General features: G+C 51.8%; 25 protein-coding genes. 19 read left to right on the top strand and 6 right to left on the bottom strand.

Translation table 11 applies throughout. The features are described 5' to 3' along the window. Positions 1-26 precede the first annotated feature (26 nt). The 5 genes from ACNAU7_RS05345 to ltgA all read right to left on the bottom strand — a co-directional run bounded on the left by ACNAU7_RS05345 (position 27) and on the right by ltgA (position 4,115). Positions 27-356: a hypothetical protein gene (locus ACNAU7_RS05345; RefSeq protein WP_416301291.1), complete on the bottom strand. Its 330-nt coding sequence runs from the start codon at positions 354-356 to the stop codon at positions 27-29. Further along, positions 337-702 carry a filamentous hemagglutinin gene (locus ACNAU7_RS05340; RefSeq protein ID WP_283129729.1) on the bottom strand — a complete coding sequence of 122 codons (366 nt, stop codon included), beginning with the start codon at positions 700-702 and terminating at the stop codon, positions 337-339. The genes ACNAU7_RS05345 and ACNAU7_RS05340 overlap by 20 nt, the downstream gene beginning before the upstream one ends. Before the next feature lie 486 nt (positions 703-1,188). Then, a complete protein-coding gene (locus tag ACNAU7_RS05335) occupies positions 1,189-1,635 on the bottom strand; it encodes a GatB/YqeY domain-containing protein (RefSeq protein WP_416301391.1) in 447 nt (148 codons plus the stop codon). Between the two features lie 131 nt (positions 1,636-1,766). Further along, positions 1,767-1,979: a 30S ribosomal protein S21 gene (gene rpsU / locus ACNAU7_RS05330; protein WP_002214819.1), complete on the bottom strand. Its 213-nt coding sequence runs from the start codon at positions 1,977-1,979 to the stop codon at positions 1,767-1,769. Between the two features lie 288 nt (positions 1,980-2,267). Then, the gene (gene ltgA / locus ACNAU7_RS05325; RefSeq protein ID WP_416301281.1) at positions 2,268-4,115 is read right to left on the bottom strand and encodes a lytic transglycosylase LtgA; all 1,848 of its coding nucleotides are present in this window, start codon (positions 4,113-4,115) and stop codon (positions 2,268-2,270) included. Between the two features lie 376 nt (positions 4,116-4,491). On the opposite strand from ltgA, the gene ACNAU7_RS05320 reads away from it, so the two are divergent. The 4 genes from ACNAU7_RS05320 to ACNAU7_RS05305 are packed head-to-tail and all read left to right on the top strand — an operon-like array spanning position 4,492 to position 6,939. After that, positions 4,492-5,229, top strand: a complete 738-nt coding sequence (locus ACNAU7_RS05320; protein ID WP_416301279.1) for a methionine ABC transporter ATP-binding protein — start codon at positions 4,492-4,494, stop codon at positions 5,227-5,229. A 2-nt stretch (positions 5,230-5,231) separates the two neighbouring features. Continuing rightward, positions 5,232-5,918, top strand: a complete 687-nt coding sequence (locus ACNAU7_RS05315) for a methionine ABC transporter permease (RefSeq protein ID WP_416301277.1) — start codon at positions 5,232-5,234, stop codon at positions 5,916-5,918. A 6-nt stretch (positions 5,919-5,924) separates the two neighbouring features. Next, positions 5,925-6,050: a hypothetical protein gene (locus tag ACNAU7_RS05310; protein ID WP_416301275.1), complete on the top strand. Its 126-nt coding sequence runs from the start codon at positions 5,925-5,927 to the stop codon at positions 6,048-6,050. Between the two features lie 25 nt (positions 6,051-6,075). Next, positions 6,076-6,939, top strand: a complete 864-nt coding sequence (locus tag ACNAU7_RS05305; protein WP_416301273.1) for a MetQ/NlpA family ABC transporter substrate-binding protein — start codon at positions 6,076-6,078, stop codon at positions 6,937-6,939. A 61-nt stretch (positions 6,940-7,000) separates the two neighbouring features. On the opposite strand, the gene ACNAU7_RS05300 is transcribed toward ACNAU7_RS05305, so the two are convergent. Further along, a complete protein-coding gene (locus ACNAU7_RS05300; protein ID WP_188210040.1) occupies positions 7,001-7,570 on the bottom strand; it encodes a UbiX family flavin prenyltransferase in 570 nt (189 codons plus the stop codon). Positions 7,571-7,727: 157 nt separating this feature from the next. Here ACNAU7_RS05300 and ACNAU7_RS05295 point away from each other — a divergent pair, with 157 nt between their 5' ends. From ACNAU7_RS05295 to ACNAU7_RS05225, 15 genes are all read left to right on the top strand, one after another. Continuing rightward, positions 7,728-8,588, top strand: coding sequence for a ParB/RepB/Spo0J family partition protein (locus ACNAU7_RS05295; RefSeq protein WP_416301271.1), 861 nt, complete (start codon positions 7,728-7,730; stop codon positions 8,586-8,588). Between the two features lie 229 nt (positions 8,589-8,817). After that, positions 8,818-9,171 carry an ATP synthase subunit I gene (locus tag ACNAU7_RS05290; protein ID WP_250314437.1) on the top strand — a complete coding sequence of 118 codons (354 nt, stop codon included), beginning with the start codon at positions 8,818-8,820 and terminating at the stop codon, positions 9,169-9,171. After that, entirely contained in the window at positions 9,161-10,027 is an 867-nt protein-coding gene (gene atpB / locus ACNAU7_RS05285; protein WP_416301268.1) for a F0F1 ATP synthase subunit A, read from the top strand. The genes ACNAU7_RS05290 and atpB overlap by 11 nt, the downstream gene beginning before the upstream one ends. A gap of 57 nt (positions 10,028-10,084) precedes the next feature. After that, entirely contained in the window at positions 10,085-10,327 is a 243-nt protein-coding gene (atpE, locus tag ACNAU7_RS05280; protein ID WP_003708448.1) for a F0F1 ATP synthase subunit C, read from the top strand. Positions 10,328-10,400: 73 nt separating this feature from the next. Then, positions 10,401-10,871: a F0F1 ATP synthase subunit B gene (locus ACNAU7_RS05275; protein ID WP_416301266.1), complete on the top strand. Its 471-nt coding sequence runs from the start codon at positions 10,401-10,403 to the stop codon at positions 10,869-10,871. A gap of 4 nt (positions 10,872-10,875) precedes the next feature. Next, complete coding sequence (locus tag ACNAU7_RS05270) at positions 10,876-11,409, top strand: F0F1 ATP synthase subunit delta (protein ID WP_416301264.1); 534 nt, start codon at positions 10,876-10,878, stop codon at positions 11,407-11,409. Between the two features lie 10 nt (positions 11,410-11,419). After that, positions 11,420-12,967: a F0F1 ATP synthase subunit alpha gene (atpA, locus tag ACNAU7_RS05265; RefSeq protein ID WP_002237117.1), complete on the top strand. Its 1,548-nt coding sequence runs from the start codon at positions 11,420-11,422 to the stop codon at positions 12,965-12,967. A gap of 24 nt (positions 12,968-12,991) precedes the next feature. After that, positions 12,992-13,867 carry a F0F1 ATP synthase subunit gamma gene (atpG, locus tag ACNAU7_RS05260; protein ID WP_416301262.1) on the top strand — a complete coding sequence of 292 codons (876 nt, stop codon included), beginning with the start codon at positions 12,992-12,994 and terminating at the stop codon, positions 13,865-13,867. Positions 13,868-13,905: 38 nt separating this feature from the next. Continuing rightward, entirely contained in the window at positions 13,906-15,303 is a 1,398-nt protein-coding gene (gene atpD / locus ACNAU7_RS05255) for a F0F1 ATP synthase subunit beta (protein ID WP_003750991.1), read from the top strand. A 10-nt stretch (positions 15,304-15,313) separates the two neighbouring features. Then, positions 15,314-15,736 carry a F0F1 ATP synthase subunit epsilon gene (locus tag ACNAU7_RS05250; RefSeq protein ID WP_301818915.1) on the top strand — a complete coding sequence of 141 codons (423 nt, stop codon included), beginning with the start codon at positions 15,314-15,316 and terminating at the stop codon, positions 15,734-15,736. Positions 15,737-15,905: 169 nt separating this feature from the next. Next, positions 15,906-16,811 carry a glycine--tRNA ligase subunit alpha gene (gene glyQ, locus ACNAU7_RS05245; protein ID WP_019272258.1) on the top strand — a complete coding sequence of 302 codons (906 nt, stop codon included), beginning with the start codon at positions 15,906-15,908 and terminating at the stop codon, positions 16,809-16,811. 76 nt (positions 16,812-16,887) lie between these two features. Beyond that, complete coding sequence (locus ACNAU7_RS05240; protein ID WP_019272257.1) at positions 16,888-17,298, top strand: YggL family protein; 411 nt, start codon at positions 16,888-16,890, stop codon at positions 17,296-17,298. 20 nt (positions 17,299-17,318) lie between these two features. Further along, a complete protein-coding gene (glyS, locus tag ACNAU7_RS05235; RefSeq protein ID WP_416301258.1) occupies positions 17,319-19,382 on the top strand; it encodes a glycine--tRNA ligase subunit beta in 2,064 nt (687 codons plus the stop codon). Between the two features lie 16 nt (positions 19,383-19,398). Further along, complete coding sequence (locus tag ACNAU7_RS05230; RefSeq protein WP_416301256.1) at positions 19,399-20,445, top strand: glycosyltransferase family 2 protein; 1,047 nt, start codon at positions 19,399-19,401, stop codon at positions 20,443-20,445. 41 nt (positions 20,446-20,486) lie between these two features. Then, the gene (locus ACNAU7_RS05225) at positions 20,487-21,293 is read left to right on the top strand and encodes a glycosyltransferase family 25 protein (RefSeq protein ID WP_416301254.1); all 807 of its coding nucleotides are present in this window, start codon (positions 20,487-20,489) and stop codon (positions 21,291-21,293) included. The last annotated feature ends 327 nt before the right edge of the window (positions 21,294-21,620 follow it).

Genomic DNA, 21,620 nt, shown 5'->3' with positions numbered 1-21,620 from the left:
CTCGTTAATTGCACAGGTTACGCTGGTTATTGCACAAACAAATGACCATACTGCTTATCTTTGCGAATGTCATATTTACCAGCATTTCTAGTGCATTGACCATAAATATTTCGTCCAATTTCGCTGTCCTGTACTTCTTCTAAATTTTCGTAACCCAATTTTTGCTTGGCAATTTCAAAGTTTAAGTCATAACAAGTATGAACTGCTTGTGTCCAACGTGGGTTATGTTTTGAACAATTCCAGTCTGCACAACTGCCATCAAACATTAACTGCCCAAATGATAATAAATAACCACAACTGCTTAATACAAAAACACAAGTAATTAGCATAAAATATTTAAAAAGGATTTGTTTCATATTTTTCTCCATTCGGATTATTGGGATTGACTAATTTTGGAACTGCATGATTGATATATTTACCATCTGCCCCTTCTTTTGGTGTATCCCATTTTTCAACATAATTATCCCATTCTTTTGTACCTTTTTCAGGAACTTCCGCAAAATAACTGCTATGCGAATAGCACAATCCCTTACATGCACCTTGTGTGGTGTCATTGGTTCCTAGCAAGAAAGGTATCCATTTGTTCCCCACAAAATCCTTGTCATGCACAATCGAATAGGCTCCGCTGTTATAAGTTTTACCGTCTACACCCGTATAGGTATAGCCGTTTTTCTGTAATACATCGGCGTAATCATTCTGCACATTTGTGGCTGTACCATAGAAACGTGCTTTTCTGATTGGGGCAATGCCATTTTGTTTTTGATTGTTTACCCAATCTTTTAAGGAAACGCTTGCTGTAATTCCCCCATGACTGTGATTACTGGTATCAACCGATCAGCCGTTACCCATTTTTTGAACCTCTCGATAAATATCTTGATTCAGTTTTTCTGAATTGGTTTTGGGTAATGGGATAGAGCTTGGGTGAGAGGATGTGTAGGGTTGAGATGGTGGGCATAGTTTAGAGGTGGTAAAACAAAAAAGGTAAGTGTAAGTGGTTTTAAGGCTGCCTGAAAATAAGTAAAAAGCAAAGCTTTATCCGATGGGGCATAAACGGAATCCGTTTATCGGCAAAACCCGTCTCGGCGTATTGAAACCGTGTTGTCCTGTCAATTCGATATTGGGATATTGAAAATGCCGTCTGAACCTGTGATACGGGCTTCAGACGGCATTTGTCCGATATTCGGGCAATCAGGCGGTCAGTACGGCTTTCAGGATTTTGTTGACTTCGCCCATATCGGCTTTGCCGGCGAGACGGGTTTTCAATACGCCCATCACTTTGCCCATATCCGCCATACCTGCCGCGCCGGTTTCGGCAACGGCGGCTTCGACCTCGGTACGGATTTCGCCGGCGGAGAGCATTTGGGGAAGGTAGCGGTGCAGTACCTCGATTTCGGCATTTTCTTTGTCTGCCAAATCCTGACGGCCGGCTTCAGCATAGATTTTCGCGCTGTCTTTGCGCTGCTTGACCATTTTGGTCAGGATGGCGGTGATTTTGGCATCGTCGGCTTCGGTGCGTTCGTCCACTTCAAATTGTTTGACGGCGGCGTTGATGAGGCGGATGGTGCCGAGGGAAACTTGGTCTTTGGCGCGCATCGCGGTTTTCATGTCTTCGGTAAGGCGGATTTTCAGGCTCATAATGTCCTCGCTGGGATGTCGGATGGAAACGGCGGGTTTCGATGCCGTCTGAAAAGCAAAACACACCGCAGAGCAGGTCTTGCGGTGTGTCCTCATATCACAGGGCTGACCTGTAATCTGTACTTGAACGTTTAGTACATTTTGGGTGGCAGTTGTTGGCTGCGCAGGCGTTTTTGCAGGCGTTTTACGGCTGCCGCTTTTTTGCGTTTGCGTTCGGTAGTCGGTTTTTCGTAGGCTTCGCGGGCGCGCAGCTCGGTCAGCAGGCCGGTTTTTTCTACGGCGCGTTTGAAACGGCGCATAGCGACTTCAAATGGTTCATTCTCTTTTACGCGGATTGCAGGCATTTTATTTCCTTTAATAAATTCGGTTGTTTCATCTGCCCATCATATCGGTGGAAAGGGTAGGGCAGACGGTGTTGAAGGTTTACCGTATCGCTGTGCCTTGCGGCGGCGGGATACGCGCCGTGACGGAAACATCACCTCCTAACGGGTCGGCTTGTGCCGTGTCAAGCTGCTTGAAAAAGCAGGAAAAACAATTTTCGGATTGTCTTATATTTATGGTTCGCCGTCAATGCCGTTCGGGATAAAAATGCCGTCTGAAAGACCGGGCGGGTTTCAGACGGCATCGGTACGTCAGCGTGCAGGAACGGTGCCCATACGCTGTTTGAGCGGGATGTGCGGCGCGCCGAAGAGGGAGGCGTAGTAGGCGGCATTGGTCATCACTTTTTTGACATAGTCGCGCGTTTCGGAAAATGGGATGGTTTCGGCATATACCGCGCCCTCAAGGGGGATATCCGCCTGCCATCGGCGCGCCCTGCCGGGGCCGGCGTTATAGCCTGCGGTGGCGAGGACTTCGTTGTTTTGCAGGCGGCGTTTGGTGTCCGCCATATACCACGTCCCCATACGGATATTGCCGTCGGCGGTGTAGAGCTGGGCGGCATCCATACCGATTTTGCCAGCGATTTCGCGCGCGGTGGCAGGCATAACCTGCATCAGCCCCTGCGCGCCTACGCCGGATTGCGCGCCCATGACGAAACGGCTTTCTTGACGAATCAGGCCGTAAACCCACGCCGGATCGACATTAACATTTTGCGCGTGGCGGATTACCGTGTCTTTAAACGGCGAAATATAGCGCAATGTGTAGTTGAGTTTGCGGTCGGTGCGTTCCGCGCTGTTGACCGCCATATCGTAAAAACCGTGGTCAAACGCGGTTTGCGCGGCGGTCAGCAGCTTGTCTTCGTCGAAGCCGCGTGTGGCAAAACGCCATTCCGCCTGAGCCTGACGGCGCATTTTCGCATCGCCGGCGGTTCGGCTGTTTTGGAACAATACCAGTGCGCGTTTGACTGCACCGTCTTCCGCCATACGGAGGACGCTGTTTGTGTCGGCATCGGGAACATTGTTGCGCGTATCGATTTTCCGACCCAATTCTTCCCCTGCCAGTACGGCATAAAAATTCCTGCCCGTCGCTGCCGCCTGTTTGTAGAGTTTTTCCGCCTCTTGCGTGTTGCCCGTTGCGGCGCGGCTGCGTGCCAGCCAGTAGAGCCAGGTCGGGCTTTTTTGCAGTTTTTCGGGCATATGCGAGATAACGGAGGCCAGCTCGTCCCAACGTCGGGCGCGCAAGGCGGCGCGGGCGTACCACTCGATCTGATCGTCGGTCAGTTGGCGGCGGTCGGAAACTTTGCCGTAATAGTCCAAGGCGGCAGGCACATTGAGGCTTTGCGACTGATAATGCCCCAATACGCCCCACGCGAAACTGCGTTGTTCGGGGCTTAAACCGCTTTCCATTTCGGACAGCAGGGCGGCGGCATTCGGCGATTTACGCGCCTCTTTGCCGATGACGTTCAACAGGGCGTATTCGCGCGAACCTTGTGTGCTGCCGTCAAACGGGCTGCCCAATGCGGCGGCAAGGTTGCGTGCGTCTGTGGTTTGGCTGTTGGCCAACAGTCCGCGAACGCGCCTCCAGGCATTGTTGCTGTCCAACAAGCCGGATGCGGCTGCCTGTTCCAACAGTTTGGTGCAGCCCGAAGGCAGTTTGCCCGTATTTTTAACCAGTTCGGCGGCACGCGTATAGTCGCTGTGTTTCAAGTCGGCATAACACACGACTTCTTGGGCGCGCCCTTCAGGTTTGAGTTTGGCATATTCCTGTGCAAACAGCGTCCACTGTCTGCGTGCGCCCAAAGACTTCAGCCACTCGTTGCGGACATTTTCCGCCATCGCGCTGTCGCCGGCGTTTTCCAAATAGGCGGCGACTGCCGCATCGTTTTTCTGTTTCACTGCATCCAGTGCGGACGGGTAGCTGCCGTAATCTGCCAGCGTTTTTCCTTCGGGTTCGGCAGGGCGGGTGGGAACGCTTGCCGAAAGACCGGCAGTTTCTATATTGTCTGCCGGGGTCTTGCTGCCGGGCGCGTGTGTCGAAGAACACGCGGCAAGCACCAAGGCCGCCAGCAGCGGCAGGGAATGCTTCAGAGAGGGTAGGTACATCGGATTTCCTTAAGAATCGGAACCCTGAACGGTCAGGATTGGAAAAGACAAAATGCCGTCTGAACAGGCGTTTGCCCGAATTATATGCCGAAACTGCACCGCCTTTGGAATGTTTACGACATAATTTATATTTTTCAATCATTTGCCGTTTGAGTGCGAACCGCTGCCTTTGCCCGTTTCAGACGGCATTGTCCGAAATGGTTGCCCGCTTCCTGCCTTATTGACAAAAAAACGCTTTCCCGATAATATCCTACGAAAATTAACCTGCCGATTTGACACAGCTTGCGGGCATAACAGCTAAAGCGTTCCGACAATTTCAGCTTTATCTTCCGCGCCCGTTGTGTCCGACATCGGGCTTTGTTGTATGGGAAAGACAATGATTATTTTGGACAAGGTTTCCAAGCATTACCAAACGCGCGACAAGACCCGTTTTGCCGCCGTCGAGCCGACCAGCCTCGAAATCCGCGACGGCGAAATCTTCGGGCTGATGGGCTATTCCGGCGCGGGCAAATCCACCCTGTTGCGGCTGATTAACCTGTTGGAACGTCCCGACAGCGGCAAGGTCAATGTGTGCGGACAAGAGCTGACTGCGCTCGATGCCGCCGCATTGCGTCAGGCGCGGCAGAATATCGGCATGGTATTTCAACAGTTCAATCTTTTGAGCAACCGCACTGTTGCCGGTAACGTCGCCTTCCCATTGGAAATCGCCGGATGGCCGTCTGAAAAAATCAAAGAACGCGTTAAAGAATGCCTTGAAATCGTCGGCTTGACCGAACGCGCCAGCCACTATCCCGCCCAGCTTTCCGGCGGACAAAAACAGCGTGTCGGCATCGCCCGCGCGCTCGCGCCCAAACCCCAAGTCATCCTCGCCGACGAACCCACTTCCGCCCTCGACCCCGCCACCACGCGCAGCGTCTTGGAATGTTTGGAAGACATCAACAAACGCTTCAACGTAACCATCGTCATCGTAACCCACGAAATGAGCGTCATCAGACGACTGTGCGACCGCGCCGCCCTGTTGGATAAGGGAAAAGTCGTCGAAATCGTCGAAGTACGCGGCAACCAAATCCACGCCCGATCCGACATCGGGCGCGAACTGATTCGGGAGGACTGAATATGGCAGGCTTAACATTTGAACAAGCCGTTTCCAACATCATCGGTATGAAAGGCGAAATCGTCCGCGCCTTGGGCGAAACCTTTGTGATGGTCGGGCTGTCCACCACGTTTGCCGTCATCTTCGGCACGCTGCTGGGCGTGCTGCTCTTCGTAACCTCCAGCCGCCAACTGCATTACAACAAGCCGGTGAACTTCCTGCTCGACAACCTCGTCAACCTCATGCGCGCCTTCCCCTTCGTCATCCTGATGATTGCGATGATACCCGCCACACGCGTCATCGTCGGCAGCACCATCGGTCCGGTTGCCGCCTCGCTGGTGTTGAGCGTGTCGGGATTGTTTTATTTTGCCCGTTTGGTGGAACAAAACCTGCGCGAAGTCCCCAAAGGCGTGATTGAAGCCGCCGCCGCTATGGGTGCGCCGCCGGTTGCCATCATCCGCAAAGTCCTCTTAAACGAAGCGCGCGCGGGTATGGTTTCCAGCATTACCGTGCTTGCCATCGGGCTTTTGTCATACAGCGCGGCGGCAGGGATGATAGGCGGCGGCGGCTTGGGCGACCTCGCCATCCGCTACGGCTACTACCGCTACCAAACCGAAGTCATCGTCTTCATCGTCGCCCTCCTCGTGCTGCTGGTCATCCTGATTCAAAGCACCGGCAACGCGTTGGCGCGGAAATTGGACAAACGTTAAACCCGAATGCCGTCTGAACGCCAAAAACCCCACCGCTATCCGAAAAATGCTATAAAATCCCCTGTTCGCGGCAAATGCCGTCTGAACGCCGAATCCGGACGGCAGGACTTCTTGCCCGTCATTTTTGTTTGAAACCGCCACAACATCAGGAGAAAATATGAAAACCTTCTTCAAAACCCTTTCCGCCGCCGCACTCGCGCTCATCCTCGCCGCCTGCGGCGGCCAACAGGACAGCGCGCCCGCCGCATCCGCTTCTGCCGCCGCCGACAACGGCGCGGCGAAAAAAGAAATCGTCTTCGGCACGACCGTCGGCGACTTCGGCGATATGGTCAAAGAACAAATCCAACTCGAGTTGGAGAAAAAAGGCTACACCGTCAAATTGGTCGAGTTTACCGACTATGTGCGCCCGAATCTGGCATTGGCTGAGGGTGAGTTGGACATCAACGTCTTCCAACACAAACCCTATCTTGACGATTTCAAAAAAGAACACAATCTGGACATCACCGAAGCCTTCCAAGTGCCGACCGCGCCTTTGGGACTGTATCCGGGCAAACTGAAATCGCTGGAAGAAGTCAAAGACGGCAGCACCGTATCCGCGCCCAACGACCCGTCCAACTTCGCACGCGCCTTGGTGATGCTGAACGAACTGGGTTGGATTAAACTCAAAGACGGCATCAATCCGCTGACTGCATCCAAAGCGGATATTGCCGAAAACCTGAAAAACATCAAAATCGTCGAGCTTGAAGCTGCGCAACTGCCGCGCAGCCGTGCCGACGTGGATTTTGCCGTCGTCAACGGCAACTACGCCATAAGCAGCGGCATGAAGCTGACCGAAGCCCTGTTCCAAGAGCCGAGCTTTGCTTATGTCAACTGGTCTGCCGTCAAAACCGCTGACAAAGACAGCCAATGGCTTAAAGACGTAACCGAGGCCTATAACTCCGACGCGTTCAAAGCCTACGCGCACAAACGCTTCGAGGGCTACAAATACCCTGCCGCATGGAATGAAGGCGCAGCCAAATAAGGCCGTTGTATAAAATGATGCCGTCTGAACCGTATCCGTGTTCAGACGGCATTTTTGTCCTTTAGTCCGCTATCCCTTGCCATTCCGCCGAATCCGGCGTATCGATTCCGAAAAGCGACAAAGCGTGTGCAACACTGTGTGTAACAATATCGTCTGCAGTTTGCGGTTTGCGGTACATCGCAGGAACAGGGGGAAACACCACGCCGCCCATTTCTGTTACCCGTTTCATATTCTCCAGATGAGCAAGGTTCAACGGTGCTTCGCGGACCATCAGTACCAGCCGCCGCCTTTCCTTCAAAACTACATCCGCCGCACGTGTCAGCAGATTGTCGCCGAAGCCGTGCGCGACAGAGGCAAGCGTCCGCATCGAACAGGGTGCAACCAGCATCCCGTCCGTTTTAAACGTACCGCTGGCAATGCATGCCCCGATATTGCCAATCGGATGGACGAAGTCGGCCAAGGCATATACTTCGTCTTTCGTATAATCCGTTTCCGAAGTCCGGGCCATCTCCGCACCTTTCGATACCACAAGGTGCGTTTCGACATCTTGCGTAAGCAGAAGCCGCAATGCCTTAATGCCGTAAGCAAAGCCGCTTGCCCCGCTGATGCCGACAATCAATCGTCGAGTCATCATCCGCCTTTCCGTTATGCCGCTGGCAGCGGCAAAGCGGTTATTATAGTGAAAAAAAACGATTCGAGATAAACACGGATACAAATTGTCGGCAACACTCAATATCCGATAAAATATCGACTTTATCATTACATTTGAACACGTAAGGGAGAAAGGCATGGCAAAAGTAAAAGGCGGATTGGGGCGCGGTTTGGATTCGCTGCTCGCCAACGGCGCAGACAACAGCAGCGGCGACCGATTGACCACGGTTGCAGTTAAAGATATCCAGCCCGGCCGCTATCAGGCGCGTGTTCAAATCGATGACGAAGCCTTGCAGGAGCTGGCGGATTCGATTAAAGCACAGGGCGTGATACAGCCCGTCATTGTGCGGGAACACGGTTTGTCCCGGTACGAACTGATTGCAGGGGAGCGGCGATGGCGCGCCTCCCAGCTTGCCGGCCTGACCGAAATCCCCGTCGTTATCAAGACTATCAGCGACGAAACCGCACTGGCCATGGGGTTGATAGAAAACCTTCAGCGAGAGAATCTCAACCCTATCGAAGAAGCGCAGGGGTTGAAACGTCTTGCCGACGAGTTCGGACTGACCCACGAAACCATAGCCAAAGCCGTCGGTAAAAGCCGAAGTGCGATTTCCAACAGCCTGCGCCTTTTAAGCCTGCCCGAACCCGTGCAGGAAATGCTTTACCAACGCCGCCTCGAAATGGGACACGCCCGCGCACTGCTGACCCTGCCCGTCGTAGAACAGCTCGAGTTGGCGCAAAAGGCTGTCAAAAACGGCTGGTCGGTGCGCGAAGTCGAACGCCGCAGCCAAGTCGCCCTTCAAAACAAACGTCCCGAGTCCAAAAAAACTGCCGCCGCAGATATCGGCCGCCTGAATGATTTGCTGACTGAAAAACTGGGTGTCAACGCTGAAGTCAAAACCGTTAACCACAAAAAAGGCAGGATTGTCCTGTATTTCGATACGCCCGAAACGTTCGGCCACCTGTTGGAGCAGTTGGGAATAGATTACCAGCCTTAATTTTGCGCAATATGCCGTCTGAAATATAAGATGTAAAGAAATTGCGGACAAACTCCCCGATATCCTGTAATCATATGTAATATGTGTTAGAATAGCGGAGTTGGATTTTGGGGAGTCGCTTGTCTGTATCGGCGGCGAGTTTCACAAAGATTAACATATTGCTTGACGTAAGAAGGCTTCTAAATTATATTAGCCGCGCCTCAAATCCGAGGCGGAATCATTCTTTTTTATGAAGCAGATTATTATCCTGCAATTTGCAGTATTATCCGTATGTTCCCTAGTTTCCCTTGTTATATGGGGGTATTCGGGGTTTCTATCGGCAATCGGCGGCGGCCTGTCCTATCTGCTTCCCACGCTTGTTGCAGTTTTACTTTTAAAACTTTTCAGTGGGGATCCCTTTCTCCAAAGCAGGATGTACATCTTCGGAGAGATTTTAAAAGTAGTGCTGTCGCTGTTGTCTATGCTTGCCGTATTTGCAATATGGCATCAATCGCTGGTGTTCGCCCCGTTTCTGATGGGGCTACTCGGTGTCAGCCATCTGGTTTTTTTAGTATTGTTGAGAGTGAAAGATTATGGCAGGTGAAACCATTACCGCTGCCGACTACATCAAGCACCACTTGCAGAGCTTGACCAGTTTGTCGGATGTTACTCAGGGTCAGGGACTGAAAAACATTGCTGATTTTTCGTTTATTAACCTTGATGCCGTCTTTTTTGCCGCCCTGTTGGGCGTAATCGGCAGCTTCCTGTTGTGGCGTGGTGCAAAAAAAGCAACGGCAGGCGTTCCTGGGCGTTTTCAGGCTGCAGTGGAAATCTTGTTCGAGTTTGTGGACGATATGTGTAAGAGCATCATCCACAATGAACAGTCTAGAAAAGCCATTGCCCCTTTGGGTTTGACGCTGTTTGTCTGGATTTTCCTGATGAACGCGATGGATATGCTGCCGGTCGATTTGCTGCCGATGGTATGGCAGGGCATTACCGGCAACCATCACGCCTTGTTGCGCGTCGTACCGACTGCCGATTTGAACACCACTTTGGCACTTGCTGTCGGCGTGTTGCTGATTTGTATCTATTACAACATCAAAATCAAAGGATTGGGCGGCTGGTTTCACGAGTTGTTCAGTGCGCCGTTCGGTGCAAAACTCGCACCTGCGAACTTCCTGCTGAATTTGGTCGAGTTTCTTTCTAAAACCGTATCCCACGGTATGCGGTTGTTCGGCAATATGTATGCGGGCGAATTGGTATTCTTGCTGATAGCCTTGCTTGGCGGTGCTTGGGCGGCTTCCGGCAGCGTCGAAGTCATGGATCCGATTCTGTTTGTCTTCCACATTATTGCCGGTTTGGCATGGGCGATTTTCCATATTTTGGTGATTACCCTGCAGGCGTTTATTTTCATGGCGTTGGCGTTCGTCTATATCGGGCAGGCGCACGATGCACACTGATTTTCCCAAGTAGTTTGTTTTTTGTAGTTTAACCTTTGTTTCTTTAAGGAGTTTAAAATGGGTTTGATTGCTATCGCATGTGGTTTGATCGTTGCTCTGGGTGCGTTGGGTGCCTCTATCGGCATCGCAATGGTCGGTTCTAAATACTTGGAATCTTCTGCCCGCCAGCCCGAACTGATCGGTCCGCTGCAAACCAAGCTGTTCCTGATTGCCGGTTTGATTGATGCGGCCTTCTTGATCGGTGTGGCTATTGCCCTGTTGTTCGCCTTCGTTAACCCGTTTGGTACTGGTGCTGCGTAATCAAGGCGGAGAAATCCGTTCAGATACAGGCTTACCGTCTGTTTGATTAACCCCAATACGAAGGTTAAGTAACGTGAATATCAATGCAACATTATTCGCTCAAATCATCGTCTTTTTCGGTTTGGTATGGTTTACCATGAAATTTGTGTGGCCGCCGATTGCAAAAGCTTTGGATGAGCGTGCTGCAAAAATCGCCGAGGGCTTGGCTGCCGCCGAGCGCGGTAAGAGCGATTTTGAGCAGGCAGAGAAAAAAGTTGCAGAACTTATGGTCGAAGGGCGTAATCAGGTTTCCGAAATGGTTGCCAACGCCGAAAAACGTGCCGCCAAAATTGTCGAAGAAGCCAAAGAACAGGCTTCTTCCGAGGCGGCGCGCATTACAGCTCAGGCAAAGGCCGATGTGGAGCAGGAATTGTTCCGCGCACGCGAATCCCTGCGCGAGCAGGTTGCCGTGTTGGCTGTTAAAGGTGCCGAATCTATTTTGCGCAGCGAAGTCGATGCTTCCAAACACGCAAAACTGCTCGATACCCTGAAACAGGAGCTGTAATCTTATGGCAGAGTTCGCAACAATCGCCAGACCTTATGCGAAAGCATTGTTCGGTCTGGCTCAGGAAAAAAACCAAATTGAGTCTTGGTTGGGCGGACTGGAAAAACTTGCGGCGGTTGTTCAGGAAGGGAAGGTGGCTTCATTGATTGACCGTCCTGAAACGAATGCTTCAGAAAAAGCAGATATCCTCATCGATTTGGTCGGTTTGAAAGACAAGGAGTTGAAAAACTTTGTTATCGTCTTGGCCGGGCAGAAACGTTTGTCGATATTGCCGGAAGTATATGCTCAATATCAAGACTTGACCTTATCATTCAACCATATCAAATCTGCCGTCATTTACAGTGCCTATCCGTTGACCGACAAACAGGTCTGCGAGTTGGCGCAAATGCTGAATAAGCGTTTCGACAGCGAGCTGAAAATCTCTGTCGAAATCGAACCGGAGCTGATTGGCGGCATAAAAGTTGAAGTGGGTGATCAGGTTTTGGATTTGTCTGTACAAGGCAAACTGAGTACCTTGTACGCGACTATGACGAATTAGGAGAGTTTTCATGCAGCTTAATCCTGCTGAAATTAGCGATCTGATTAAAGCCAAGATCGAAAATCTGTCTGTAAATGCCGAAGTGCGTACCCGTGGTACGGTGATTTCGGTAACTGACGGTATCGTTCGCATCTATGGTTTGTCAGATGCAATGCAAGGTGAGATGCTCGAATTCCCGGGTAACACTTTCGGCTTGGCGATGAACTTGGAGCGTGATTCCGTCGGTGCCGTGGTGTTGGGCGAATACGAACATATTAAAGAAGGCGACACGGTTACCTGTACCGGCCGTATCTTGGAAGTGCCGGTCGGACGCGAACTGGTCGGACGCGTCGTTGATGCATTGGGTCGGCCTATCGACGGCAAAGGTCCGATTAATACAACTTTGACTGCTCCAATCGAAAAAATCGCGCCGGGCGTGATTGCGCGCAAATCGGTTGACCAGCCGATGCAAACCGGTCTGAAGGCGATTGACTCTATGGTTCCTGTCGGTCGTGGTCAGCGTGAGTTGATTATTGGCGACCGTCAGACAGGTAAAACGGCCGTAGCATTGGATGCCATCGTCAACCAAAAAGGTACGGGTGTTATCTGTATCTATGTCGCTATCGGTCAAAAAGCATCTTCTATTGCCAACGTGGTACGCAAATTGGAAGAGCATGGCGCGATGGAACACACGATTGTGGTTGCTGCAACTGCATCTGAAGCGGCGGCATTGCAATATATCGCACCTTATTCAGGTTGTACGATGGGTGAATTCTTCCGCGACCGTGGCGAAGATGCCTTGATTGTTTATGACGATTTGTCCAAACAGGCTGTGGCTTACCGTCAAATTTCCCTGCTTTTGCGCCGTCCGCCCGGCCGCGAAGCCTATCCCGGCGATGTGTTCTACCTGCACTCCCGTCTGTTGGAACGTGCGGCACGTGTCAATGAACACGAAGTGGAGAAATTGACCAACGGCGAAGTAAAAGGCAAAACCGGTTCTCTGACTGCTTTGCCAATTATCGAAACCCAAGCGGGCGACGTATCTGCTTTCGTTCCGACTAACGTCATTTCGATTACCGACGGTCAGATTTTCTTGGAAACCGACCTCTTCAACGCCGGTATCCGTCCTGCAATCAATGCCGGTATTTCCGTATCCCGCGTAGGCGGTGCTGCACAAACCAAAGTGATTAAAAAGCTGGGTGGCGGTATCCGTTTGGCGTTGGCACAATATCGTGAATTGGCGGCGTTCTCGCAATTTGCATCCGATTTGGATGAAGCTACGCGCAAACAATTGGAGCATGGCGAAGTCGTAACCGAACTGATGAAACAGAAACAGTTCAGTACGTTGAATACGGCTGAAATGGCTTTGACCCTTTGGGCAATCAACAACGGTTCGTATTCTGATGTTCCGGTTGCCAAAGCTCTGGCTTTTGAATCTGAATTTTTGAGCTTTGTCCGTACCCAACATCCGGAAGTTTTGGAAGCCGTCAATGCTTCAGGTGCAATGTCTGACGAGAGCGAGAAAACGCTTGAAGCAGCCATGAAATCCTTCAAATCTTCTTACGCCTATCAGGCATAAGGCTTGAAGTGAAAGGAGTCTGAAATGGCAGTAGGAAAAGAGATTCTCACCAAAATCCGCAGTGTTCAGAATACCCAAAAGATCACTAAAGCGATGCAAATGGTGTCAACCTCTAAAATGCGGAAGACTCAGGAACGGATGCGTTTGGCGCGTCCGTATGCCGAAAAAGTGCGTATGGTGATGAGCCATCTTGCGCAAACCAATACCGATCATGGTATTCCGTTACTGGAATCTCATCGGGGAATCAGATGTGTCAGTTTTATTTTGATTACGTCTGATAAGGGTTTGTGTGGCGGTTTGAACGCCAACGTACTGAAAAAGTTTTTGGCGCAAGTTCAAGAGTATCAGGAACAAGGCATCGAAGTCGAAGTCGTGTGCTTGGGCAGTAAAGGTTTGGCCGCTTGCCAAAGCATTGGTTTGAACGTTATTGCCAGTGCAGCCAATTTGGGCGATACCCCGAAAATGGAAGCGTTGCTCGGCCCTTTGACCGAAATCTTCCGGCGTTATGAGAAACATGAATTAGACCGTATCCATATGGTTTATTCGCGTTTCATCAATACGATGCGCCAAGAGCCGCGTATGGAGGTTTTGCTGCCCATCGGCGAAAACGTTATTGACGACGAAGCAGGCCATTCTTCATTTACTTGGGAATACCTCTACGAGCCGAGCCCTGTCGCCGTATTGGAATATTTGGTTCGCCGCTATTTGGAGTCTGTGGTTTATCAGGCATTGAGCGACAACATGGCATCCGAACAAGCCGCGCGTATGGTAGCGATGAAAGCCGCAACCGACAACGCAGGCAATGCCATCAAAGAATTGCGCCTGGTGTACAACAAATCGCGCCAAGCCGCGATTACCACGGAATTGTCAGAAATTGTAGCAGGTGCGGCGGCAGTTTGATGCCGTCTGAAGCCTGAACAGGAAATTAGGATACGATAATGAGCCAAGGCAAAATCGTGCAAGTTATTGGTGCGGTGGTTGACGTGGAATTTCCACGCGATGCGATTCCGCATGTTTACGATGCCCTGAAATTGGACGAGAACGGTCTGACCCTGGAAGTCCAACAGCTTCTGGGTGACGGCGTTGTCCGTACTATTGCAATGGGTAGTTCAGACGGCCTGAAACGCGGCATGTCTGTCAGCAATACCGGTGCGCCAATCACTGTGCCGGTAGGTAAAGGTACATTGGGTCGTATTGTCGACGTATTGGGTACGCCTGTTGATGAAGCAGGTCCGATCGATACCGACAAGAGCCGCGCCATTCACCAAACTGCTCCGAAATTCGACGAGTTGTCTGCAACTACCGAATTGTTGGAAACCGGTATTAAAGTGATCGACTTGCTGTGTCCGTTTGCTAAGGGCGGTAAAGTAGGTCTGTTCGGTGGTGCCGGTGTAGGCAAAACCGTGAACATGATGGAATTGATTAACAACATCGCCAAAGCGCACAGCGGTCTGTCCGTGTTCGCAGGTGTGGGTGAGCGTACCCGTGAAGGTAACGACTTCTACCACGAGATGAAAGATTCCAACGTATTGGATAAAGTGGCCATGGTGTATGGTCAAATGAACGAACCTCCGGGCAACCGTCTGCGCGTTGCTTTGACCGGTTTGACTATGGCCGAATACTTCCGTGACGAAAAAGACGAAAACGGTAAAGGCCGCGACGTATTGTTCTTCGTCGACAACATCTACCGTTACACTCTGGCCGGTACCGAAGTATCTGCACTGTTGGGCCGTATGCCTTCTGCAGTGGGTTACCAACCGACATTGGCTGAAGAAATGGGTCGTTTGCAAGAGCGTATTACCTCTACCCAAACCGGCTCCATTACTTCCATCCAAGCCGTATATGTACCTGCGGATGACTTGACTGACCCGTCTCCAGCGACAACTTTCGCCCACTTGGACGCAACCGTCGTATTGAGCCGTGATATTGCATCTTTGGGTATTTACCCAGCAGTTGACCCGCTTGACTCTACTTCACGCCAATTGGATCCGATGGTATTGGGTCAAGAGCACTACGACGTAGCGCGCGGTGTACAGTCTACTCTGCAAAAATACAAAGAATTGCGCGACATTATCGCCATTCTGGGTATGGACGAATTGTCTGACGAAGACAAACTGACTGTAATGCGTGCCCGTAAAATCCAACGCTTCCTGTCTCAACCGTTCCACGTTGCCGAAGTGTTTACAGGTTCTCCAGGCAAATATGTCGCTCTGCGCGATACCATTGCCGGCTTCAAAGCCATCTTGAACGGCGAATACGACCATCTGCCCGAACAGGCATTCTACATGGTCGGCAGCATCGAAGAAGCGGTTGAGAAAGCGAAAACCTTAAACTGAGGAGGTCGACATGAGCGTCATGCAAGTTGAAGTGGTCAGTAGCGAGCAAAACATCTATTCGGGCGAAGCCAGCTTTGTAGTGGTTCCGACCGTTCAAGGTGAGCTTGGTATTTACCCGCGACACGAGCCGATTATGAGTTTGGTGCGGCCGGGGGCTTTGCGTTTGACTGTTCCCGGCGAGGATAAAGAGGTTTTGGTTGCTGTTTCCGGTGGTGTTTTGGAAGTTCAACCTGATAAAGTTACCGTTTTGGCGGACGTTGCCGTCCGTAGTGCAGAGATGGATCAGGCACGTGCGGAAGAGGCGAAAAAAGCTGCCGAAGTCGGCATCTCTCAAGCCAAAGACAACAAGGATTTGGCGGAGGCGCACAAGGCATTGGCTGCCGCAATTGCACAGCTCAAGACTTTGGACTATATCCGTTCGCACAAGAAATAAACTTGTTTGGTTTGGAAAAGCACGGCCGTTTGACCGTGCTTTTTATTTTTCCAAGTTTTGAAAATATCATGTATGCCGTGTTTTCAAATCAGTCTGTCTTTGAGATAAACCTATCCAAACAGCAATGGAAACAGTAAAATAAAACCTTTATTTTATCGAACAATAAGTCATGCTCACCTTCCAACAAATCATCTTCAAACTGCAAACATTCTGGGCAGACAAAGGCTGCACCGTCATCCAACCTTTCGATATGGAAGTCGGCGCAGGTACTTCCCACCCCGCCACCTGCCTGCGCGCACTCGGCCCCGAGCCTTGGTTTGCCGCCTACGTCCAACCCAGCCGCCGCCCTAAAGACGGTCGCTACGGCGACAACCCCAACCGCCTGCAACACTATTACCAATTCCAAGTCGCCCTCAAACCCGCCCCCGCCAATATCCAAGACCTCTATCTCGACTCCCTGCGCGAATTGGGCATCGACCCCAAAGTGCACGACATCCGCTTCGTTGAAGACGACTGGGAAAACCCCACCCTCGGCGCATGGGGCTTGGGCTGGGAAGTTTGGCTCAACGGCATGGAAGTAACACAGTTTACCTATTTCCAACAAGTCGGCGGCATCGACTGCACGCCCGTACTCGGCGAAATTACCTACGGCATCGAACGCTTGGCGATGTACCTGCAAGGCGTGGAAAACGTCTATGACCTCGTTTGGGCAAAAACGCCGGACGGCAATACCGTAAGCTACGGCGACGTGTACCACCAAAACGAAGTCGAACAATCCACCTACAACTTCGAATACAGCGATGCCGATTGGCTGCTGCGCCAGTTCAACGACTACGAAGCACAAGCCAAACGCCTGCTTGCCGAAGAAAACGTCAGCCTTGCCCTGCCTGCCTACGAGCTCGTCCTCAAAGCGGGGCATACGTTCAACCTTTTAGATGCACGCGGCGCGATTTCCGTAACCGAACGCGCCACCTACATCGGGCGCATCCGCGCGTTGAGCCGCGCCGTGGCGCAAAAATATGTCGAAAGCCGCGAAAAACTGGGCTTTCCCTTAATGAAGGCAAATGCCGCCTAGGGGGCAGGCGATTTTTTACGTTCGGGCGGCCCGATATGGTATCCGTCCGTAAACCATTATATATTTTAGGAAAATCATGCCTGTCTATTTCCGCACCCCAAGCAGGAAACGCCTGCACAAAATGAACCGCCGCCAGCATAAAAAGCTGCATTTGGGCGAGTTTCAAACATTGATTTTCGGCGTTCAAGGCAGTTTGCACCAAGCTGAGGACGATGCCGAAGCGTTCGACCGCTTTATGGACGAGCTGATTGCGTATCTTGTGGTAAACGGCTTGGAAATGGCGGGCGGGGGCGATTGTGGCGATTTTTCGTGCCTGTTTCAAAAATCCGGTGCCCGAAGCTTGGGAGAAACCGAGAAAAAAGCCATTATCTCTTGGCTGGCAGACCGCGAAGATGTTGCCACTTTGTACGCCACCCCGCTGGTTGACGGTTTTTATGGGGATGACGGCTGGGAAAATTACAGCGAAACCTATAAACAGGCAGATTAACCAAATTCAAAGAAAGCCGAATGATGACCCAAACCCTTTTAATCGAACTCCTTACCGAAGAACTCCCGCCCAAAGCCCTGAATAATCTGGGCAACCACTTCGCCGCTTCCGTTGCCGAAGGCTTGGAAAAAGCGCAACTGGTTGACGGCGCAGCCGAATTTACAGCTTATGCCTCGCCGCGCCGTTTGGCGGTTCAAGTCAAAAACGTCAAAGCCGTTCAGGCAGATCAAAAAATCGTGAAAAAAGGCCCTGCCGTGGCGAATGCCGTAAAAGACGGTGCGCCGACCAAGGCTTTGGAAGGTTTTGCACGCGGTGCCGGGGCGAAAATCGAAGATTTGACCATCGTCCACGACGGCAAGCAGGATGTGTATGCCTACGAATACGTCCAAACCGGCAAGCCGTTGGGCGGACTTTTGGAAGACATTATCAATCAAGCCGTTAAGAAACTGCCGATTCCAAAAGTGATGCGTTGGGGCAGCAGTACGTTTACCTTCGTGCGCCCCGTCCACGGGCTGATTGTGCTGCACGGCGGCGACATCGTAAACGTCAGCGTTTTGGGTCTGCAAAGCAGCAATCAAACCTTGGGACACCGCTTCCTCTCCGACGGCGAAATCATCATTGAAAACGCCGACAGCTACGCCGAACAAATGCGCGAACAAGGCAAAGTCGTCGCTTCGTTTGCCGAGCGCAAAGCCGCGATTCAGACGGCATTGGAAGGGCAGGCGCGTCGTCTGAACGCGACCGTTGCCGCCGATGAAGCATTGCTGGACGAAGTAACCGCGCTGGTCGAATACCCCGTTGTTTTGGAAGCCGGTTTTGAGGAACACTTCCTCGCCGTGCCGCAGGAATGCCTGATTCTGACGATGCAGCAAAACCAAAAATACTTCCCGCTGCTTGACCAAAACGGCAAGCTGATGAACCGCTTCCTGCTGGTTTCCAACCTGCAAACCGAAGATCCGTCGCACATCATCCGAGGCAACGAACGCGTCTTGCGCGCGCGCCTGTCTGATGCCGAGTTCTTCTACAAACAAGACCAAAAAGCGACTCTGGAAAGCCGCCTGCCCAAGCTGGCAAACGTGGTGTACCACAACAAAATCGGTTCGCAAGCCGAACGTATCGAACGCTTGCAAAGCATCGCCGCCCATATCGCCAAAGCATTGGGTGCGGATGCCGCCGCCGCCGAACGCGCTGCGCGTTTGGCAAAAGCCGACTTAGTAACCGAAATGGTCGGCGAGTTCCCCGAACTGCAAGGCACGATGGGCAAATACTACGCCCGCTTGGACGGCGAAACCGAAGAAATTACCGAAGCCGTCGAGCAGCACTATCAGCCGCGTTTTGCCGGCGACAATCTGCCGAATGGCAAAGTTGCCACCGCCGTGGCACTGGCCGACAAACTAGAAACCTTGGTCGGTATTTGGGGCATCGGTCTGATTCCTACCGGCGATAAAGACCCCTACGCCCTGCGCCGCGCCGCCTTGGGTATTTTGCGGATGCTGATGCAGTACGGTTTGGACGTGAACGAACTGATTCAGACGGCATTCGACAGCTTCCCCAAAGGTTTGCTCAACGAGAAAACGCCGTCTGAAACCGCCGACTTTATGCAGGCGCGCCTTGCCGTGTTGCTGCAAAACGATTATCCGCAAGACATCGTTGCCGCCGTACTCGCCAAACAGCCGCGCCGTTTGGACGATTTGACCGCCAAACTGCAGGCTGTCGCCGCATTCAAACAACTGCCCGAAGCCGCCGCGCTCGCCGCCGCCAACAAACGCGTGCAAAACCTGCTGAAAAAAGCCGATGCCGCGTTGGGCGAAGTCGATGAAAGCCTGCTGCAACAGGATGAAGAAAAAGCCCTCTTTGCCGCCGCACAAGGCTTGCAGCCGAAAATTGCCGCCGCCGTCGCCGAAGGCAATTTTCAAACTGCTTTGTCCGAACTGGCTTCCGTCAAACCGCAAGTCGATGCATTCTTTGACGGCGTGATGGTAATGGCGGAAGATGCCGCCGTAAAACAAAACCGCCTGAACCTGCTGAACCGCTTGGCAGAGCAAATGAACGCGGTAGCCGACATCGCGCTTTTGGGCGAGTAACCGTTGTACAGTCCAAATGCCGTCTGAAGCCTTCAGACGGCATCGTGCCTATCGGGAGAATAAATTGCAGCCTTTAGTCAGCGTATTGATTTGCGCCTACAACGTAGAAAAATATTTCGCCCAATCATTAGCCGCCGTCGTGAATCAAACTTGGCGCAACTTGGAGATTTTGATTGTCGATGACGGCTCGACAGACGGTACGCTTGCCATTGCCAAGGATTTTCAAAAGCGGGACAGCCGTATCAAAATCCTTGCACAAGCTCAAAATTCCGGCCTGATTCCCTCTTTAAACATCGGGCTGGACGAATTGGCAAAGTCAGGAATGGGGGAATATATTGCACGCACCGATGCCGACGATATTGCCGCCCCCGACTGGATTGAGAAAATCGTGGGCGAGATGGAAAAAGACCGCAGCATCATCGCAATGGGCGCGTGGCTGGAAGTTTTGTCGGAAGAAAAGGACGGCAACCGGCTGGCGCGGCACCACGAACACGGCAAAATTTGGAAAAAGCCGACCCGGCACGAAGACATCGCCGCCTTTTTCCCTTTTGGCAACCCCATACACAACAACACGATGATTATGAGGCGCAGCGTCATTGACGGCGGTTTGCGTTACAACACCGAGCGGGATTGGGCGGAAGATTACCAATTTTGGTACGATGTCAGCAAATTGGGCAGGCTGGCTTATTATCCCGAAGCCTTGGTCAAATACCGCCTTCACGCCAATCAGGTTTCATCCAAATACAGCATCCGCCAACACGAAATCGCGCAAGGCATCCAAAAAACCGCCAGAAACGATTTTTTGCAGTCTATGGGTTTTAAAACCCGGTTCGACAGCCTTGAATACCGCCAAATAAAAGCAGTAGCGTATGAATTGCTGGAGAAACATTTGCCGGAAGAAGATTTTGAACGCGCCCGCCGGTTTTTGTATCAATGTTTCAAACGGACGGACACGCCGCCCGCCGGCGTGTGGCTGGATTTTGCGGCAGACGGCAGGATGCGGCGGCTGTTTACCTTGAGGCAATACTTCGGCATTTTGCACCGATTGTTGAAAAACCGTTGAAAAACGCCGCTTTATCCAACAGACAAAAAACAGGATAAATCATGCAAAACCACGTTATCAGCCTGGCTTCCGCCGCAGAACGCAGGGCGCACATTGCCGATACCTTCGGCGCGCGCGGCATCCCGTTTCAGTTTTTCGACGCACTGATGCCGTCTGAAAGGCTGGAACAGGCAATGGCGGAACTCGTACCCGGTTTGTCGGCGCACCCCTATTTGAGCGGAGTGGAAAAAGCCTGCTTTATGAGCCACGCCGTATTGTGGAAACAGGCATTGGATGAAGGTCTGCCGTATATCGCCGTATTTGAGGACGACGTTTTACTCGGCGAAGGCGCGGAGAAATTCCTTGCCGAAGACGCTTGGCTGCAAGAACGCTTTGACCCCGATTCCGCCTTTATCGTCCGCTTGGAAACGATGTTTATGCACGTACTGACCTCGCCCTCCGGCGTGGCGGACTACTGCGGGCGCGCCTTTCCGCTGTTGGAAAGCGAACACTGGGGGACGGCGGGCTATATCATTTCCCGAAAGGCGATGCGTTTCTTTTTGGACAGGTTTGCCGTTTTGCCGTCCGAACGCCTGAAGGCGGTGGATTGGATGCTGTTCAGCAGTTTTCTCGACAAAGGGGGGATGACGGTTTGCCAACTGACCCCTGCCTTGTGCATCCAAAGCGAAACCCTGCCCAGCCAACTGAAAAACGGCAGGCAGGAATCGCACCGCAACCGCCGCTCCCCGAAGGTTTTGTTGAAACGCGCTTTGGGAAAAATCGGCAGGGAAATCGAAAGGGCGAGAGAACGGAAACGTCAGAAAAAATTGGAAAAACAACTTGGGCGGCACGTCGTCCCGTTTGAATAGGTTTTGGCCTTTCCTTATTTGGCGGGTGTGCGCTGTCCCTAAATTTATGTCGGGGAATCCGGTTTGTTCGGTTTCGCTTGTTTTAAGTTTCGGGTAACTTCCACTTCGTCATTCCCGCGAAAGTGGGAATCCGGTTCGTTGAGTTTCAGTCATTTCCGATAAATCACCGCAACGTTAAATTTCTAGATTCCCGCTTTCGCGGGAATGACGGCGGAGAGGGTTTGTTATTTCGGATAAATCCCTGTCGTTTTTCGTTTCTAGATTCCCGCTTTCGCGGGAATGACGGTGGGGGGATTTCTGTTTTTCCGAAACGTTAAATTTCTAGAT

Origin of the sequence: Neisseria sp. LACPHL-SPEC-2024-00856, assembly GCF_047915665.1 — a bacterium.
Classification (GTDB): Bacteria; Pseudomonadota; Gammaproteobacteria; order Burkholderiales; family Neisseriaceae; genus Neisseria; species Neisseria polysaccharea.
Note: the sequence above shows the minus strand (reverse complement) of the source record. Positions and strands in the feature narration are given on the sequence as shown.